General features: G+C 37.7%; 18 protein-coding genes. 4 read left to right on the top strand and 14 right to left on the bottom strand.

Annotation, left to right across the window (positions count from 1 at the left end; genetic code table 11):
• Window positions 1-28: 28 nt before the first annotated feature.
• From J7W08_RS11280 to J7W08_RS11225, 12 genes are all read right to left on the bottom strand, one after another.
• The gene (locus tag J7W08_RS11280) at window positions 29-1,204 is read right to left on the bottom strand and encodes a glycosyltransferase (protein WP_233084536.1); all 1,176 of its coding nucleotides are present in this window, start codon (window positions 1,202-1,204) and stop codon (window positions 29-31) included.
• Window positions 1,204-3,117: a hypothetical protein gene (locus J7W08_RS11275; protein ID WP_233084535.1), complete on the bottom strand. Its 1,914-nt coding sequence runs from the start codon at window positions 3,115-3,117 to the stop codon at window positions 1,204-1,206. The genes J7W08_RS11280 and J7W08_RS11275 overlap by 1 nt, the downstream gene beginning before the upstream one ends.
• Before the next feature lie 116 nt (window positions 3,118-3,233).
• Window positions 3,234-4,355, bottom strand: a complete 1,122-nt coding sequence (locus J7W08_RS11270; protein ID WP_233084534.1) for a glycosyltransferase family 4 protein — start codon at window positions 4,353-4,355, stop codon at window positions 3,234-3,236.
• A 47-nt stretch (window positions 4,356-4,402) separates the two neighbouring features.
• Window positions 4,403-5,731: a phenylacetate--CoA ligase family protein gene (locus J7W08_RS11265; protein WP_233084533.1), complete on the bottom strand. Its 1,329-nt coding sequence runs from the start codon at window positions 5,729-5,731 to the stop codon at window positions 4,403-4,405.
• A 1-nt stretch (window position 5,732) separates the two neighbouring features.
• Window positions 5,733-5,879, bottom strand: a complete 147-nt coding sequence (locus tag J7W08_RS11260) for a hypothetical protein (RefSeq protein WP_233084532.1) — start codon at window positions 5,877-5,879, stop codon at window positions 5,733-5,735.
• Entirely contained in the window at window positions 5,866-6,135 is a 270-nt protein-coding gene (locus tag J7W08_RS11255) for a hypothetical protein (RefSeq protein WP_233084531.1), read from the bottom strand. Before J7W08_RS11255 ends, J7W08_RS11260 begins: the two co-directional genes overlap by 14 nt.
• Window positions 6,113-7,159 carry a polysaccharide deacetylase family protein gene (locus tag J7W08_RS11250; protein WP_310742497.1) on the bottom strand — a complete coding sequence of 349 codons (1,047 nt, stop codon included), beginning with the start codon at window positions 7,157-7,159 and terminating at the stop codon, window positions 6,113-6,115. Before J7W08_RS11250 ends, J7W08_RS11255 begins: the two co-directional genes overlap by 23 nt.
• A 37-nt stretch (window positions 7,160-7,196) precedes the next feature.
• On the bottom strand, window positions 7,197-8,219 hold the full coding sequence (locus J7W08_RS11245; protein ID WP_233084530.1) for a DUF354 domain-containing protein: 1,023 nt from the start codon (window positions 8,217-8,219) through the stop codon (window positions 7,197-7,199).
• A gap of 4 nt (window positions 8,220-8,223) precedes the next feature.
• The gene (locus tag J7W08_RS11240) at window positions 8,224-9,237 is read right to left on the bottom strand and encodes a lipid II:glycine glycyltransferase FemX (RefSeq protein ID WP_233084529.1); all 1,014 of its coding nucleotides are present in this window, start codon (window positions 9,235-9,237) and stop codon (window positions 8,224-8,226) included.
• An 8-nt stretch (window positions 9,238-9,245) separates the two neighbouring features.
• A complete protein-coding gene (locus J7W08_RS11235) occupies window positions 9,246-9,779 on the bottom strand; it encodes a hypothetical protein (protein WP_233084528.1) in 534 nt (177 codons plus the stop codon).
• Between the two features lie 45 nt (window positions 9,780-9,824).
• Window positions 9,825-10,022, bottom strand: coding sequence for a hypothetical protein (locus tag J7W08_RS11230; RefSeq protein WP_233084527.1), 198 nt, complete (start codon window positions 10,020-10,022; stop codon window positions 9,825-9,827).
• Between the two features lie 162 nt (window positions 10,023-10,184).
• The gene (locus tag J7W08_RS11225; RefSeq protein ID WP_233084526.1) at window positions 10,185-11,870 is read right to left on the bottom strand and encodes a polysaccharide deacetylase family protein; all 1,686 of its coding nucleotides are present in this window, start codon (window positions 11,868-11,870) and stop codon (window positions 10,185-10,187) included.
• 71 nt (window positions 11,871-11,941) lie between these two features.
• On the opposite strand from J7W08_RS11225, the gene J7W08_RS11220 reads away from it, so the two are divergent.
• Window positions 11,942-12,448 carry a metal-dependent hydrolase gene (locus J7W08_RS11220; protein WP_233084525.1) on the top strand — a complete coding sequence of 169 codons (507 nt, stop codon included), beginning with the start codon at window positions 11,942-11,944 and terminating at the stop codon, window positions 12,446-12,448.
• 34 nt (window positions 12,449-12,482) lie between these two features.
• Here the strand turns inward: J7W08_RS11220 and J7W08_RS11215 are convergent, their stop codons facing one another.
• Window positions 12,483-14,024, bottom strand: coding sequence for a glycosyltransferase family 2 protein (locus tag J7W08_RS11215; RefSeq protein ID WP_233084524.1), 1,542 nt, complete (start codon window positions 14,022-14,024; stop codon window positions 12,483-12,485).
• Window positions 14,025-14,396: 372 nt separating this feature from the next.
• On the opposite strand from J7W08_RS11215, the gene J7W08_RS11210 reads away from it, so the two are divergent.
• The gene (locus J7W08_RS11210; protein ID WP_233084523.1) at window positions 14,397-14,729 is read left to right on the top strand and encodes a hypothetical protein; all 333 of its coding nucleotides are present in this window, start codon (window positions 14,397-14,399) and stop codon (window positions 14,727-14,729) included.
• Complete coding sequence (locus J7W08_RS11205; protein WP_233084522.1) at window positions 14,726-15,562, top strand: TIM barrel protein; 837 nt, start codon at window positions 14,726-14,728, stop codon at window positions 15,560-15,562. Before J7W08_RS11210 ends, J7W08_RS11205 begins: the two co-directional genes overlap by 4 nt.
• A gap of 62 nt (window positions 15,563-15,624) precedes the next feature.
• Here the strand turns inward: J7W08_RS11205 and J7W08_RS11200 are convergent, their stop codons facing one another.
• Window positions 15,625-16,194, bottom strand: coding sequence for a GMP synthase subunit A (locus J7W08_RS11200; protein WP_233084521.1), 570 nt, complete (start codon window positions 16,192-16,194; stop codon window positions 15,625-15,627).
• Between the two features lie 171 nt (window positions 16,195-16,365).
• Here J7W08_RS11200 and J7W08_RS11195 point away from each other — a divergent pair, with 171 nt between their 5' ends.
• Window positions 16,366-17,163 carry a 2-amino-3,7-dideoxy-D-threo-hept-6-ulosonate synthase gene (locus J7W08_RS11195; RefSeq protein WP_233084520.1) on the top strand — a complete coding sequence of 266 codons (798 nt, stop codon included), beginning with the start codon at window positions 16,366-16,368 and terminating at the stop codon, window positions 17,161-17,163.
• Window positions 17,164-17,184: the final 21 nt, after the last annotated feature.

The raw sequence follows: 17,184 nt of genomic DNA, 5'->3' as shown, positions 1-17,184 counted from the left end.
ACTCTGAATTATATAAAATATTAACAACTCACAGGTCATCAAACAGTCCAGATTTTGTTACAATTGACTCCCAATCAAATTCTTTTGCTAATGTTCTATTATCATTAGACATTTGTGAATACAACCTTGTATTATTTATTAAATATTCTACTTTGTTAGCAAGATTTTGGGGATTATTAGAATCATATTTTATGTAGTTAATGTTTTCTTTTAAATATCCTGGAATTCCCCCTATATCTGCAATTACCATTGGTTTTCCTGCTGCAAGATATTCGGATATTTTTCTATTAGAGAAAAAGTTCTTTATTTTAGACATGTAAAAATTTTTGTCGTAAGGGACAATACAAATATCCATCCTTTTCAATAATGAAAATGCTAAATTTTGTTCAATGCGCCCAGTTAAAATAACATTTTCTTTTCGACCATATTTATTGATAATTCTATTATATTGATAACCTTGCCCAACAATTACAACAACAACATCTCGTAAATAATCAACTGAATCACATATATCATCAATCTTCATTACCTGCTCCCAATTCCCAATAAATCCTATAACTTTCTTGTCTTCTGGAATATTTATAGGGTTCACCGTGTCTATCGATTCAATTTTCTCTATATCGACTCCATTTGGCAAATAGATGCATTTATGTGCATATTCTTCGATTTGAGCTTTAACTCCATCACTTATAACTATAATTTTATCAGAATGTTTAAAAATAACCTTGTTAATCAATTTAACCATAAAGGCTCGCACAAAACGCTTTTTTTGAGATAGTTCAAGATCATATCTTCCATGAAAATCATAATAAATTTTTATATTAAATAGTTTTAAGAAAGGATATAAGATAATGGTATCATATCCTCTTAAAAGGACATAATCGATTTTTTTTGATATTAAAAAATGAAATATCTGCAAAGACATTTGCAATCTAAATAATATTCCTTTCAACAAAATTAATTTACCATCAATAGCTATTTTAGGTTTTATTTGTACTAAATTTTCTAATAACACTTCATTTAGTTCATTTTTTTGCAACATTAAATAAGTATTAGGATAATGCTTTTTTATCTCGTTAAAAATGTGTAACGCCCTCGAAGACTGGACAATGCTGTAAGATGCTTTAGTCCCCATCAAAATGATTAACCCTTTTTTCGGAATTTGGTTTTTATCTTTTGCAGAGGACTTTGTTAAATATTTCATTATGCTGCCTCATAAATATCAATCGCTGAATTTGAATAAATTTTATTGTTAATCTTTAAATTTGAATTTAATCCCTCCCATTCTAATATATTATCATCATTAATGACCATCGAGTCAAATACTATCCCCCTATCTAAAGCTTTATTTCTCAAAATAAAATAGCCATTTTTGAGACTGAAGTTTAAAACATCGAATTTTTTAATTCTATAATGCTTAATCCCAAAATCGTCAAATTCACTAACTTTAGGGGGGAAAAATCGAGAAGTGGCACGATCTGAATATAGGGTTGAATCATTCGGAACAAAATCGGAAACAAAATTAAAGCCTATTAGCTCATCTGAAAAGAAATAAGGTCTACTACTAATAGTACCTTCATATTCTGGACTACCATCTATTAAAGAAGAATATACAAATCCCGAAAAAAGCATTGTAACTATTAAAAAGGCAGATATGACCTTCCTATTTTTTATTATTAATAATTTGTAACAAAAGAAAAAACCAGAAGCCATCGAAAAAGCTATAAATGGACTTACAAGTAGCATAAATCGATCAAATCTAAAAAGAATCATTGTTTGCCAAAGAGTTTGCAACGGATTTGGCAAATACAATGGTAAAGCAAATAAAGATACTAAAACAAAAACTGCAGAGTATTTCTTACCATATTTCCATAAAGTTGCTCCAATCCCAATAAAAACAAAAAGAGCGAGAATCATTGTATCAACATTATTTGCAATGAATATCCACTCATTTCCAACCTGAACTGTCTCTTTTATCGCAATTGATTCGGATGATAATGAAGCCTCCCTGGTGCTAAGTAACATAGTAGTAAACGAATCTGCAACATAAAACCAATATCCTAAGAACGTCACAATTAATAACAAAATGTAATTGTTATTGTAGAATTTACTATTCAAGCCCGTGAAATGAGTTAATATAAGTTCAGACACTAAAAATAATATCATTATAGCGATTATTTGAGGTGTTGATACTTGATGAACAAGTACTATAAAAAGAGTGAACAATATGCCTAAAATTTTGAAATTAGGATTCTTTTTTTCTGAATTTTTATAGATTAAATACATAAGTACTAAAAATGCGATAAATGCTACGACTCTGGTAACCACATACATTTCATAATAAACTACTGTACTCAGAGTTGAAAATAGAACAACTGAAAGTAAAGATAATTTGATGTTTTTAGTAGTATTTAAAAAAATGTAAAACAAAAAAATAACTGAAATTGTGAATATTGGAGGACTAATTAAAAAATAAGAAGTCGTTATATCTAAATTTAGCAAATATGAAGCCTGTGCCATCAAAATATGAAATAAAGGAAAATTAGCATAACCAAGACTCAGAGATTCAGGAATAGTGTGCCCGGACAAATAGGTTACTTGAGACATGAAAAGATGACCTAATATATCAGTGCCACCAAAATACAAATTATTCTTTAAAGTAAGACTGTAAACTAAATTTATCATACATAAAATTATCTCTGATAAAACTAGATTTTGATTGACTGTTTTAGAGAATATTTGAAAAAGAATTATAGTATAAAGTAGCGATATAGTTACGAAATAGTACCAAGGTCTGATTGACGATGTAATTACAATGACTGAACTCAAAGCATATAGAATAAAGAAAATCATCGATAAACGTTTTTGATCAAAATCCATAGCAAAATTGAGACTTGCCGTTTTGATCCCACTTCCATGCATTTTAGTTAGAACTATTGCTGCAATTATACCGGGAATTCCTATAACACAACCCCTAATAGCAAAATCAGGCCTTCCAATATAAAAAGCAGCAATGTAACCAATCAAAATAACACAAAGTATCAAATACGGAAAGATGAGAGCAAATTTTTCAACTAAACTTTTGTCCCAGTTTGACATTGATTGTAATAAATTCATAGATACCCACTACCCCAAAGTTAAGATATTTAAGATATTTCAATTGTGTCTGGTTGATCTTTCTTAATTATAAATTGTAATAAGAAGTATATTAATTTACACTAAGAGAGAAGAGATTATATTTGAAGATCCATATAAATATCCAAAATCTGCTCTGTTATGACTTCCCAACTATAGCGTTCTGCATGATTAACAATTTTATCTTCATTCCAATTTATATCTAAGGATAAATTTATCTTTTCAGCCAGATCCAAGGAATTGCCCGGTTTAACCAGAAATCCAAAATCATCAGAGGTTATAATTTCGGGAACACCACCAACACGTGTTCCTACAAATGGTTTACCACAGCTTAAACATTCAACTAGAACTGTTGGATTACCTTCATTCAAGCTTGGCAACACAAATACATCACAAGCATTCATCCAAAGAGGTACTTCATGGTGTGGTTTACTACCCACTATTGTTACATGCTTTTGCAAATTGGATGATGAAATTTGCCTCTCTAATTTCTTCCTAAGTATACCATCACCCACAATATAGCAGAACACATCATCCTTTTTGGAGACAATTTTTTCCATAGCTTCTATCAAATAAAAATGACCTTTCACATCACCGTATAAACTTCCAACATAAAGAATGATTTTTTTGTCTCTTGGCAAACCAAGTTTTTCCCTACATAGCTGTTTATCTAAAGGATAAAACTTCTTTTGATCATAGCCATTGGGGACATGGTGTACTTTCTCTAAATTGATTCCTACATCCCCCATAAGAGAAATATCACTCTTCCTAACACGTATTATTGCATCAGACATTTGCCATGAATGAATAAATATTGGATCTTTTCGATCTATCGCTTTCTGAAATGTAGTAGATGTATGCTCTGTAATAACTACAGGCACCCCCAACTTTTTCTTTAATTCTACTGCAACTGCACCAGAAGGCCAAGTAAAGTGAGCATGAATTATATCAAACTTGATATTTTGTTTTTTCAATAACTTAGAAATTGCATGTGCTTCAAGTTTTACCCAAAACTCTCTGCCATACTTATAGAAGAGGGGGAAATTAAAATATTTAGGGAAAAATACATGTACGTTATCAAAAGAGTAGTCCTCATACTGTGTCTTTCTTAGATAGTCCAGACCATAAGCAACGGGAGAAATGACATAAACAGTATCAAATGATTTTCTAATATACTTTAGCTGTTCCTTTACAAATACATCTCTAATATACGTGTCCATACTATCCGGAAAATTATTAGTTATCACCAACAAATTTCTCATAGTCATTATTTCAACTCACTAATAACAAATTTGTATTTCCCGGCTTTTGTTCTTTCAATCGAATCAACAATTTCAAACTCCACATTCCAGAAAGGAGATTTATTATGAATAAATGAAGTGATTATGTCCAACTGCTTTTTATCAAAATTATGATGTGGAACAATTTTAATTACAAGTTTTTCCAAAGTGGTCTGGATTACTTGATATTCTCTCGCTCCATCAATATATTTAAAAATATAATTAAAAAAACTTGCATGAACAAACTTTCCTTCAGGAGTCTGTAACATCTCCTGTTGCCTTCCAATTACTTCCTTTAATAGCTTCGATTTCCTTCCACATCCACACTGATCTTCAATAATGTGACCCATATCTCCTGTATCATACCTTATGAAAGGCATAGCATAATTATGCAAACTAGTAGCCAGAATACTTCCAACTCCGTCTTCCATCTGGGAGCCATTATCATCGATAATCTCCATGATGCTTCTTTCCGTATCTATATGGAGTCCATTATGCTCTGAACACTCGTAAGCACCCACGCCACCATCATTCAGACCGTAGGCATCATAAACATCGCAATCAAAAGCATCTTCTATGTTCGCCCTCATATTTGGCAATAATTTCTCTGCTGTTGTGAATACACTTGAAGGAGATAGTATCTCGACATCATTTTCCATGATATAGCTGGCAAATAAATTGATGGATGAGGCATATCCACGCAGATATCGAGGTCTAAAAGAATTCATTACATCGGCGTACTTCTGCATCTCCCCACTACCCATATCAAAAGAAGACAGTTTCCGGAGGTTTCTTGAAACCTCATGAGCCTTTGTAAGTATAACAGATTTTGATCCGACATCCAATGATGAGCCCGCCAGGAATACCATCTTGTCTCCAAGCTCATACCCCGCATATCCCCATCCTCGATACAGCATTGCACCAGAAAGAAAGCGATCATACTTTAGTAACCGATATTTGAAAGGAGTGCCAGTTGATCCACCTGTTGAATTGACATAATATTTCATTTGATCCAGACCCACTGGTTTGAAGTCTTCCCAGTTCTCTTTGATAATATCTTTTGTTAATATGGGGAGTTTTTCAAGATCAGCAAGTCCCGTTATATCTGAAGGGTCAAGCTTTAAAGAATTGAAAAGCTTACGATAATAAGGAATATTACTATAGGCAAAACTGATCATATGCCTCAATTGTTTTTCCTGATCTTCTTTTTGTTCAGAATAAGTTTTCCACTGGGAGTTGAGCAGTTTTTTATAATTTGGATAGAAACTCCTATCTCCAAGTTGATGTACAAGGACAAATATTTGTTTAGAGAACATATCAAAACCCTTTTCCAATTGCAGCAAATACAATATCTGTTAATTTTGAAAGCATAGTCTTACGACCAATCACAACCGATGCTGAAATACCATTCATAAAACCATCAGAATCTAATTTCCAAAATTCATCATGATCAATAACAAACACACCACGCCCCCCTATCTTTCAATTCATCTTCTATTCTCTCTTCAGAACAGAGACCTCCAACCTTTGCCTTAATGGATTTTGCATCAGGATCATGAAACTTTACACCCATTCCATGCAATTCCTGAATTATTGAATATCCATTGATATATCCTCCCAAAGCTAGAGCACAGTTATCGATTTTCAAAGATTCTTCTCCCCAATTCAAGATATAATAATAAATTGATATTTTGTGATTATAAATTATTCCACCATTCACAAATCTCTTCCCCACTTGCCATCCAAGCACCTTTTTCATAACAATACTTCAAGATTTTCTCATATAAATTACTCCAATTTGTTCTAAAGGAGCAATTAAATGCATTGTTATGCCACAGTAATGTAATAACACCGTTGTATTTTTCAACAATGTCGATCAGTTGTTTAACACATCCCCATGCATCTTCAAAAGAATTAGCAACATCAAATAACGTACCATCCATTACCACTAAAGGAATTTCCAGGATAGCTATTCCTTTGTTCTCATTCCGGTTATAAGGTTTGAATGGATGACACATACCATTACGAAAACCAACCATATCAGTATATCCAAAAGTTGTATCATACTTAAAACCAGCTTTTGAGAGTAATTCCCAAGAATCGGGAGTTTTAAACCTAAGATAATGGTTTCTATACCCGATGATATTTTTACCTAAAACAGACTCAATCCGCTGTTTTTCTTTCAAAATTTCATCAAGATCATTATATGAGTAATACCCACCATGCAGACCAACCTCCCATCCGTTATCCGAAATAAAAGCTAATTCATTTTCGACATCTTCAACATTGTATCGGAATCGGATCGGATCTTTTTCCGTAGCAATGAAATAAAAAGATGATTTTGCATCGTATTTGTCTTCCAAATCCATAATTCTTCTGAAATTGATGTATGGAGATTGCCTTCTATCCTTTATTTTCCAGAAAGTTTGTCTTTTTAGTTCACCCAAATTTAAATTTTTTAAACAATAAGCTGAAGATAAAATAGTGTGTTTTAATGGTGGATATATCTCATCAATATCATGGGTTAAACAAACAGCAAAACGTTTGTTATCAGGATATTCTACTTGAAAACCATTTTGAACAGAATATTCTGAAACATTTGGATTAAATACATCTTTATATATAGTATTTGAATAGCTAAATCGTTCACGAGCATCCAACATTATCGGAGAATATTCTTCTTTTTTAGAGAATTGGTCCCATATTTCTGAATTGCCCTTTAGAATACTGTAGATATCTAACAAATATTACCACCGTCCCCATGATTTAAACTCGAATTTTTTAATGTCCAATCACAAAACCCACCATAAAAGCAGTAACATCAATTTTATCTTTTAACATTTGTTCCCGTTTCTCACCCCATTCAGTCTTAACATGTGGATTTTTAATCAATTCTATTGATTTTTCAAGAGCTGTCTTTGAATCACTATAACTAAACATCAAACCATATTTTTCTTCCAATTCTATAAAATTGCCCATTGTTCCCACAAGGGAAGAAACGTAAATCGATGGAGTACCCAATACAGCACTTTCAGCTGCAGTTGTACCACCGTCCCCAACATACAGAGTAGCATAATACAGCAGATCATGCAATTTCTCTGGAGAAACTTTGATCTTATACTTTTCAAATTCAGGACCTAACTGACCTTCGGAGGTGATTAGCACGCGCCCATACTTTTCAAGCTCTTTAACAAATTTAAGTTTGTTTTGTATACCGTGATGACCAATATCATGGCTGGCAGCCCACGAAACAAGACGTAAAATAATAAAAGTATCATCTTCACTTAGACCCAATTCGTTCAACACTTCAGGGCTAGGTGTGAAATATTTTGGATGCAGATATGCCAATTCATGATAACCATCATATCGGATTTGTTTTTTGCCAAGATCTCTTTTGAAACAAGCGGGCGTCAATATTGTATCCATAAAAGGAAATACTATCGAATCAACAAATGTTGAGTGCTCAGTGTCGTTAGAGGAGATAGAAGGTTTACGGAAAAGGCTGCTTATATGAGCGGAAACCGGGGAACCTTTAGAGATAAACAGGTCGGGTTTAAATTTTTTAGCTATTTTGAACATCTTAAGTTCTGATTCAATCAAAAGAGGGATTTTACCTATAAGTCCCGATCCACTATTTACCCCCAAAACACTGTAATTAAACCCATATGCATCTAATAGATCAAGTGTAACTTCCTTATCAGTAGCACATATCTTGATATGATGACCCTTTTTTTCTAATTCCCATATCATGTTCTTAAAATGATGAACATGTGCAGGATGTCCCATTTCAACAATAATTCTCATGATATCACCCAAAATTTCCAAATACTTCATTGCTAAGTTTTTGATAAATTGGCATAGGAATCTTTTTAATCACGTTTGTCCCGATTTTATATTTCAAATTGTCTCTGTTTTCAGTCAAAGACATAGGGTTTTTTGGATAAAAAGAATAGAATATTCTTTTTTCAACGGCGCCCCATCTTTGTTTAAAAAATATTAATCCTTTATTGTCGTAGGAAACTCTTCCAAGATCGTAATACTTGTATCCATTATTAGATGCATCTTCAATACACTTCCAATTTAAAGCATTATATGGATATAATTTAGTAAATTTAGGATTTGAAGCAGCGTATTTTGCGGAAACAGTATCGTGATAAAAGTCTCGAATACCCCCCGCAATTATTTCCCCATCATATTCTACAACATACAAAGAAACATTTTCTTTGAAAATGTCAAATAAATTTTTAAAAAATTTCCATGGATGGCAGGGAACTCCAATTTTTCTTTTTGTTATGCAATTTAGTTCATAGAATTGTTTTAAATCTTCATAGTTTCTTGTGACACGTACACTTGTACCCTTTTTTTTTGATTTATTAATATTATGTCTAGTAGATCTCGACATGTTCGCCCATAACTCATCACGATTTTTAGATACATCTAAGATATACGTTGAGAATGAATTTTGGCTTACAAAATTATTCGAGTCAACATGGTCCCGAATTTCAATAAATTTAGCATCAGAACTGTCAAAGATACTAACAGTTTCATCTATTAAACAATTGAATACTTCCTTATTGCCTATGGGACTACATATATGAGAAAAGGGAACAGAACATAATCTATTTCCAGTTAATTTGCTGTTAATGTAAAACAAAGGTAAGAATCCAACAATTTCCCCACAATCGTCTTTCGCAAAAATATAATTAGACTTATAATTAAATGTCCTTTGTAAAAGCAGCCTCCATTCAGGAGTATGATAGATTGTCGAATCACCATATTTATCCAAAAACGATTTCCACTCGTTCTCTTCAACCTTAGTCACAATTTCGATTATTTCCTCACCACCCTCAAAATCATCTTCCCCGAATTTGATGCAAGATCCTGTAACCAGAACAAAGCCCAGCTAAAAATATTTGAAGTCCAGCGGTCCGGATGCGTTGAAATATAAAAAGTATTGACCTTACCCTTCTCGATCAATTCAATAAGATCATCGGTTGTATCAGCAAAAAACTGTTCTGTTTTGCCAGGAATAAAATCTCTTAAGTTGTTCTTTGAGTTCCAGCCCCGTCCCGTATCATTAAAATAATTGAGATCATCTCCGGCAGACAAATACGCCTCTCCAAGAATTCCAAAATCCTTGAAATCATAGACATCCCATAGGTCTCGATTATCATATTTTGACAGAGGCTTTCCATGCATACAAATTGTTTTAAGGTTACAGATCTCTCTGAATCTATTCACATCACCCTCGAACAATTTGATGGCTTTTTCATAGTTACCTTTTGCAGTGCTCAAAACTTCATAATGGTATCCAATCTCATGCCCCATCTTTTCAAGCTCTTGTATGATCTCAGGATCAAACACGTTGTTACGGGTTCTGAAATAGTAACTTGCGTGAATCCCAAGTTCCTATTCTATACGTGCGGTTTTCAGTGCGGTTTTGGGCCATTCATCTATATCATGACGCATCAAGACAAAACGCTCAGGTAGCACAGAGTCTGAGGATAGGTATTTTTCCATAGTAATGGTGGTATAGTTACCTGCTATTGCAGAACAGAGTTCATGGAACTTGTCAAGTGTAAAATCAAGATCATGAAAATTTAACATTACACATTACCCCATATTCAATATATCTATGATCATATCTAAAAGATTTTTGCCCATGTTCAAATGAGTAGTTGTAGTTTCAGTGTTATTAGCTAATCTTCCAGCTAGTGAATACTCATTTCATCAATTGTTTCAAATTTTTTGTCTCAAATCCCATATTATTTATCCCACCATGTCCTTAAGGGGAACTTTGTTAACATGTTCTAAATTCTTCAATACATGCCGAATCCTTTTTTCAACAATCCCTCCTTTTACTGCCCAGTAAAATGGCCTACCTTTCCCCACATCTGGAAACTTTTCATTTGAAATGTCGATGGGATGAAAATAGAATATTGTATGTCCCCTATTCAAGCTCTGTCTTAGTCCTTTCAAGATAATCTGGCTACCCAAAAACCTTAGCATGGGTCCACCAGAGGTAGGAATCTTTGCACCGATATCATAATAGGACCATGGGAACTCAATAAAGCTTCTGACCCCCCCGGGCTCCAGACTTCCATGGGCTGGATGATAAGGGACTGATGAAACTCCTTTCAAAGATGAATCTGTTTTATTGTAAAGTGAATTTACAGAGACTGACGAATCATACTTAAATCCAATTTTTTCAAGTGAATCAAGCATCTCTCCTGTAACTAGTGCATTTGGTGCACGATAACCAATTACCTCCTTTCCCGATGCTTTTTCAAGTTTTTTCTTTGCCTCCAAGGTCTCTGCCTCAAATTCCTTAATGGTCATCAACGGCTCTTTGGTCTTAGAGTTGATCCCGCATGAATGATGAGCTCCATGACACCCAATTTCATGACCTCTTTTAGAAATAGATTCAATCAGACCAGGATAATGTTCTTCAACATCTGCAACAACAAAGAATGTGGCTGTTACATTAAATTCATCAAGAATATCCAGTATTTTTTTTGTCGGCTCACTTAAATAATCATACCTTTTACCCCATCTTTCAAAAAATTCGTCTACATCTTTGTAAACCGAGAAATCGGATCCACAAACGGATGGAATATGATACCAGTCTTCAATATCGACTGTTATTGAGATACTACTATTTTCCAACCCATCCTTACAATTATTCACACCACTTACCCCCATCAAAAATTTCTTGCCAAGATTGAATAGAATGTCCATTGAATAATATAGACCCCATCCGGCAACAGTCGAAGACCATCTTTCTGGATGTGCAAGAATATAGAAATTATTATATTCGTTTTTCTCGATCAATTCAATAAGATCATCAGTTGTATCAGCACTAAGATGTTCTGTTTTTCCGGGAATATAGTCTCTCATACTACTCCCGAAACACCAAGTCCTTCCAGAGTCAGTAAAATAATTAAGGTCTTCTCCGGCGGATAAATATGCCTCTCCGAGAATTCCAAAATCTTCGAAGTCATATACATCCCAAAGATCACGATTATCATACTTTGACAAAGGACTACCGTGCATACAAATAGTTCTAACATTGGCAATTTTCTTGAAATCATTTAGATGAGATTGGAATAGTTCGATTCCCTTCTCCGGGTCACCATTTGCCTCACTTAATGTCTCATAGTGGTAACCGACCTCATGCCCCATATTCTGGATCTGCTTCATGATCTCAGGCTTGAACACGCTTTTGGTCGACCTGAAATAGTATGTTGCCTTGATGCCCAGTTCATGCTCGATCTGTGCGGTTTCCAGTGCTTTTCCTGGCATCCGGTCAACATCATGGCGCATCAGTACGAATCTGGAAGGATGCTCATTATTCAGGTATTCTGCCATTGTGATCGTTGGATACGTTGTAGCTATTGCTTCACAGAGGCGCCGAAACTTATAGATCGTAAAATCACGGTCATCAATACTCAGCATCAGAGATCACCACACAGCAATTTCTTACGAGTATGAAGTTTTTTAAATGTACACCCCATAATAGATGTACAATGTTCATCCTTGGCCACATAGGAATCACGCTCGTAGTCTTCTACATTGCAAGCCTTGCCATTCCTTCTCTTAAACGTCATCTTGATTACCGGTTCATCGCACTGGGAGCCCTGCTGCCGGACCTGATAGATAAACCCATAGGCAGGATCTTGTTTGAAGATGTTTTTGCAAGTGGAAGGCTTTTTGCACACACTCTTGTTTTTGTTATTGTAATTCTGGTTGCCGGATATGTTTATTTCAGGCACCGAGGAGATTCCCGAATCATGCTTGTAGCCGGAGCCAGTTTCCTGCATCTGCTGGAAGACCGGATGTGGATGGCTCCACAGACATTCTTCTGGCCGGTCTTTGGATGGGAGTTTGCTCAGGGACACTCTTATGGGAGCTTTCTGGAATATTTCATGAATATCGCGAGACATGTTTACAGCCCTGACTTTTCTTTTGCCCTAATTTCTGAAATAAGTGGCCTGCTAATTGTTCTGTTCCTTGTGTACAAGCACAGGAACTGAACGAATCAATTTAGCCCTACAACTGAATTCATTATCAATAATCGCCATATAACCGGTTCTCGCCTCTCATATCTTTATCCGACTCCTGCATATCGAAAAGCATTGCGAACAGCAGGAACTGAGTACCTGAAACAAGTATAAAAGCATCAAGTATTGGAAGATTCGAAGATACTGACCACTGCATTAGCCAGGCTATGAGTATTGCCATACCGAGAAGCACACCTACAGGAAGGAGGAGCATTGAAAGGATGTAGAACAAGACGAGCGGATGGAAGTTGAGTATCATGTACTTCATCTTCAATCTCCAGAGGAACTTCTTGAACAACATGAACGATACCTTGCCGATGTACGGACCGTACTTGATCGTTGACTTCTCTTTCCCGTATCTGGCAGGCATGACCACATCAAGGGTCCTGAAACCAAAGGCATTCAACCTCACAAGAATATGGTTGCAGTAGCCGTAATACGTATAGATCTCATCCAAACCTATCTCCGCCAGTGCTTCCCTTGAGATGGCAGTATAGCCATTCTGAGGATCCATTATATTCCAGTATCCACTTCCGATCTTTGTGATGAAAGTTAAAATCGAGTTGCCAAACAGGCGCAATCCGCTCATGCCCCCGCGGTACTCCTCACTGAACAGGCGGTTGCCTTTAGTATAATCAGCTCTACCCTCGATTATGGGCATAAGCAGCTTTGGAAGCTGGGCAGGGTTCATCTGGTTATCCCCTGCCATTACCGCAACGACATCCATCTCTTCTTTCAGTGACTGCTTGTAGCCATTGACAATTGCAGCACCCACACCTTTATTGATCTCGTGCGTTATCACAAACAACCTTGGGTCGTTCAGTGTCTCAATGACCTTTGCAGTATTATCAATACTCGCATCATCAATCACATAGATCCGGTCAACGTACTGGGGAATACCATCAACAGTAGCTTTTATAAGCTTCTCTTCATTATACGCAGGCACTACCACACCTATGCGTTTGCTTGCCAACAACTCTCTCTTGACCGGATCGATTATCTTGATAGGCACCTCACGCACCTTAAAACCGGACTTGACAGCATCATCTATTAACTCCACCTCAATAGCATCATCACCCTTTGTGAATTTGAAAACATCGAGTGTTTTTGAAGAATACGCACGGAAGCCACTGCTCATGAAAAACTTGTTCTTGTCTGTAGCCTTCGCATACTCGGAAGCAGTGCCAAAGCCAATGCCCGATGAAGTGACATAAGCACCATTCACAACATCCGCATCCTCGGAAAGTACAGGATTCAGTATTGCAGGGATATCATCAGGATTGTGAAAGCCGTTCGCATAGATAGTCACAAGCACAGAGGGGTTTAGTTTTTTCGCTTCTTCAAAAGCTGTTGCCAATGCCGCAGACTTCCCAAGATTATCACCATGCCTGATTACCTGTGCACCCATGTTCTTAGCAATATAGGCTGTCGCATCGCTACTCCCATCATCAACAAGAATGATCTTATCCACATAGAGCTTCGTTCTTTTAATGAGGTGCTTGATGTTAACCTCTTCATTGTATGCAGGAATGGCTGCCACAACATTCATTGGCACACCCCACATTCAATTTTAGTATTAAGTGCAAAGATGCACATAACCCACAACCTCCCAAAGTAAATATTAATAAATGATATTATATAAACGAGTAAGTTAACAGAACTGAACTATTAGTAAAAATTCAAAAATAGACAGCATCAAACGATCAATTATGAAATAAACAGATCCTAATTAGAAGTATGGATATGCACATAAGCAGAAATACAAAAACAGCGGAAGGAAATCTCCAAATAATAAAGTTCGTATACACAACAATTAACTTAAGATCTTTTTTGTGAAATTTTAGATATTATATTCATGCGTCCGCAAGTACACGCCATAAGAAGACATAATTTTATACCACCCCCCACATAATCAAACCTCATGGGACGAGAATTTTCAGAAATGGATAAGAAGATCTTCAACAAGCTTGCACCGGAGAACGGCGGAACGCATATGTCAGAAATGGGACACCCATATCCGTTCATACTAAGACCAATATCTCACAAGATCGCTGAGGATTCGGATGACTTCAGGGAGAGACTGGAGAAGCTGGACCCCGAGGAAGCGGAATACCTTGCAGGGCTTGCAATGGAGGGCAAGGAGGACATCCGATCCCTTGATGAAGATGATGTGGATTCATTCTTTGACATGGTGAGAGAGAAGGTATCTGAGGAGCGGGAAAAGGAACTTCGGATCAAACTGGGGATCTTATGAAAGAGCTGCTCTTCGGAACGGCAGGGACCCCTATCAGTGCAAAGAAGAGGGGCAGCATCGAAGGAATTCAGCGCATCCGTGAGCTTGGCCTGGGGTGCATGGAACTGGAATTCGTGCGCGGGGTGCGTATGAAGGAAGGTATGGCAGAAAGGGTAAGGACAACGGCTGAAGCAGAGGAAGTGGAACTCAGCGTCCACGCACCCTATTATATCAATCTCAACTCTGCGGAGGAGGAGAAGATCGATGCCAGTATCGAGCGCATCTACCAGTCAGCCCGCATCGGTGCACTCTGCGGCGCATCATCCATTGTATTCCATCCTGCCTACTACCACAAGCAGGACAGTGAAATGGTAATGGAAAGGGTCAACGGGCTGCTTGGAAAGTTAGCATCACGGCTTGCGGATGAAGGCATCGACGCTGTGCTTCGCCCGGAGACCACCGGCAAACCGACACAGTTCGGCGATCTGGAGGAGACACTGATGATGGCTTCAGCCATCGAGGGAGTCATGCCCTGTATCGATTTCTCACATCTGCACGCACGAAGCAGCGGAGAGTTCAATACGCTTGAGGAGTACCGGGACGTGCTCGGGAAGGTGGAGGAATACCTTGGCAGAGAAGGGCTTGAGGACATGCACTGCCACGTTTCCGGCATCGCGTACGGGGAGAAAGGAGAAAAGAACCACCTGATACTCCGGGAATCAGATTACAATTATGCTGACCTGATGGCAGCATTCCGGGAGTTTAATGTGAAGGGGCTTGTGATATGCGAGAGTCCGAATCTGGAGGAGGATGCTTTGCTACTCCAGAATACATTCAGGAATACTGAAATGTAAAAAAGAATTGAAAGGAAAGACAGATTTAGCTCCTGCTTTGCGATAAGGCAGGAGTTCTGACTTCAATAGTTCTCACAAACCTCAAAGAAGTTCATGAAAAGCTCTTCACCTTTATCGGTGTGAGCAACTTCAGGATGCCACTGCACTCCGTAGATCGGCCTTTCAGGATGGCGCATTGCCTCGATCTCACACACGTCCGAGCGTGCAAGGTGCAGGAACCCTTCAGGAAGCACAGTGACCTCATCAGCATGGGAAGCCCATACGGATGTTCTCGGGCCAAGCCCTTTAAGGATATCGTCCTCTTCCAGGACCTCCACATCGATCTCTGCATAGCCGCCATACTCACCTGAACCGGTCTGTCCACCGAAGGTCTTGGCTATAAGCTGGTGTCCTAGGCAGATTCCCAGGATAGGCCTGTCGATACTCTCAACATATTCCTGGCAAATGCCTATACGATCCATTGACGGACCACCGCTTAAAATGATGCCATCCGGCTCTTCCTCAAGGATATCTTCCACAGAGGTCGTGTTCGCTACGATCTTCGTTTCCATGTCGAGATCGCGTACGGTTCTGTGAATAAGGTGACAGAACTGGCCATAATTATTGATAACAAGGATCTTTAACTCTCTCATGATGAAAATCACACCGGGTTGAGTCGATATTGCCAGTAATGATGAATCTATATATAAGACTATTCCAGATTTTAAGAAAGGGAGAAAATAACAAGATTTAAATAGTTGTTTGTGCTACTATGTCACATACTAACACGATTTAACAAATACCGATGATAAGAGAGTGATAAAATGGCTGAGATAGGTAAAAAGATTCGAATAGAAAGGATCATGCAAAGGGAAAGCAGGAACATGGTCATCATTCCGATGGACCACGGAATGTCTGACGGACCCATCCGGGGAGTAATAGACATTGCAGATTCCATCAACAAGGTCGCAGAAGGAGGTGCAGATGCAATCCTCATGCAGAAAGGAATGGTTTACCACGGCCACCGCGGATACGGCCATGACGTCGGGCTTATCGTTCACATGAGCGCATCCACATCCCTTGGACCTGACCCTAACGACAAGGTACTTGTCTGCAAGGTCGAAGAAGCCATGAAAATGGGTGCTGACGCCGTATCCATTCACGTGAACGTCGGTTCTGAGACCGAATCCGACCAGCTCAAGAAGCTCGGATATGTCGCAGAACAATGTGACGAATGGGGAATCCCACTCCTGTCTATGATGTACCCAAGAGGCAAGAAGGTCACAAACCCACACGATCCGGAAATGGTAGCACACGCAGCCAGGGTCGGAGCAGAGCTTGGCGCAGACATCATCAAGACCGTCTACACCGGAGATGTTGACAGCTTCAAGGACGTTGTAAAGGGATGCCCGGTACCTGTTGTTATTGCAGGCGGACCAAAGACCGAGACCGATGAGCAGTTCCTGGAAATGATCAACGGTGCAATGGAATCCGGAGCAAGAGGAGTTGCCATCGGAAGGAATGTGTTCCAGCATCCTGACCCCACAAAGATGACACAGGCCATCACACAGATCGTCCACAAAGGCCGCAGTGTTGAGGAAGCACTACAAACACTTAAATGATGACGGCAAATGGCGTATACA

This window comes from Methanococcoides orientis, assembly GCF_021184045.1.
Lineage (GTDB): Archaea > Halobacteriota > Methanosarcinia > Methanosarcinales > Methanosarcinaceae > Methanococcoides > Methanococcoides orientis.
This window is presented reverse-complemented; position numbering and strand designations above follow the sequence as displayed.

What these genes read in the sequence shown, in the direction of transcription:
- J7W08_RS11280 (WP_233084536.1), bottom strand. Translation starts at nt 1,204, where the DNA reads ATGAAATATTTAACAAAGTCCTCTGCAAAAGATAAAAACCAAATTCCG.
- J7W08_RS11275 (WP_233084535.1), bottom strand. Translation starts at nt 3,117, where the DNA reads ATGAATTTATTACAATCAATGTCAAACTGGGACAAAAGTTTAGTTGAA.
- J7W08_RS11270 (WP_233084534.1), bottom strand. Translation starts at nt 4,355, where the DNA reads ATGGACACGTATATTAGAGATGTATTTGTAAAGGAACAGCTAAAGTAT.
- J7W08_RS11265 (WP_233084533.1), bottom strand. Translation starts at nt 5,731, where the DNA reads ATGTTCTCTAAACAAATATTTGTCCTTGTACATCAACTTGGAGATAGG.
- J7W08_RS11245 (WP_233084530.1), bottom strand. Translation starts at nt 8,219, where the DNA reads ATGAGAATTATTGTTGAAATGGGACATCCTGCACATGTTCATCATTTT.
- J7W08_RS11230 (WP_233084527.1), bottom strand. Translation starts at nt 10,022, where the DNA reads ATGTTAAATTTTCATGATCTTGATTTTACACTTGACAAGTTCCATGAA.
- J7W08_RS11225 (WP_233084526.1), bottom strand. Translation starts at nt 11,870, where the DNA reads ATGCTGAGTATTGATGACCGTGATTTTACGATCTATAAGTTTCGGCGC.
- J7W08_RS11220 (WP_233084525.1), top strand. Translation starts at nt 11,942, where the DNA reads ATGTTCATCCTTGGCCACATAGGAATCACGCTCGTAGTCTTCTACATT.
- J7W08_RS11215 (WP_233084524.1), bottom strand. Translation starts at nt 14,024, where the DNA reads ATGAATGTTGTGGCAGCCATTCCTGCATACAATGAAGAGGTTAACATC.
- J7W08_RS11210 (WP_233084523.1), top strand. Translation starts at nt 14,397, where the DNA reads ATGGGACGAGAATTTTCAGAAATGGATAAGAAGATCTTCAACAAGCTT.
- J7W08_RS11205 (WP_233084522.1), top strand. Translation starts at nt 14,726, where the DNA reads ATGAAAGAGCTGCTCTTCGGAACGGCAGGGACCCCTATCAGTGCAAAG.
- J7W08_RS11200 (WP_233084521.1), bottom strand. Translation starts at nt 16,194, where the DNA reads ATGAGAGAGTTAAAGATCCTTGTTATCAATAATTATGGCCAGTTCTGT.
- J7W08_RS11195 (WP_233084520.1), top strand. Translation starts at nt 16,366, where the DNA reads ATGGCTGAGATAGGTAAAAAGATTCGAATAGAAAGGATCATGCAAAGG.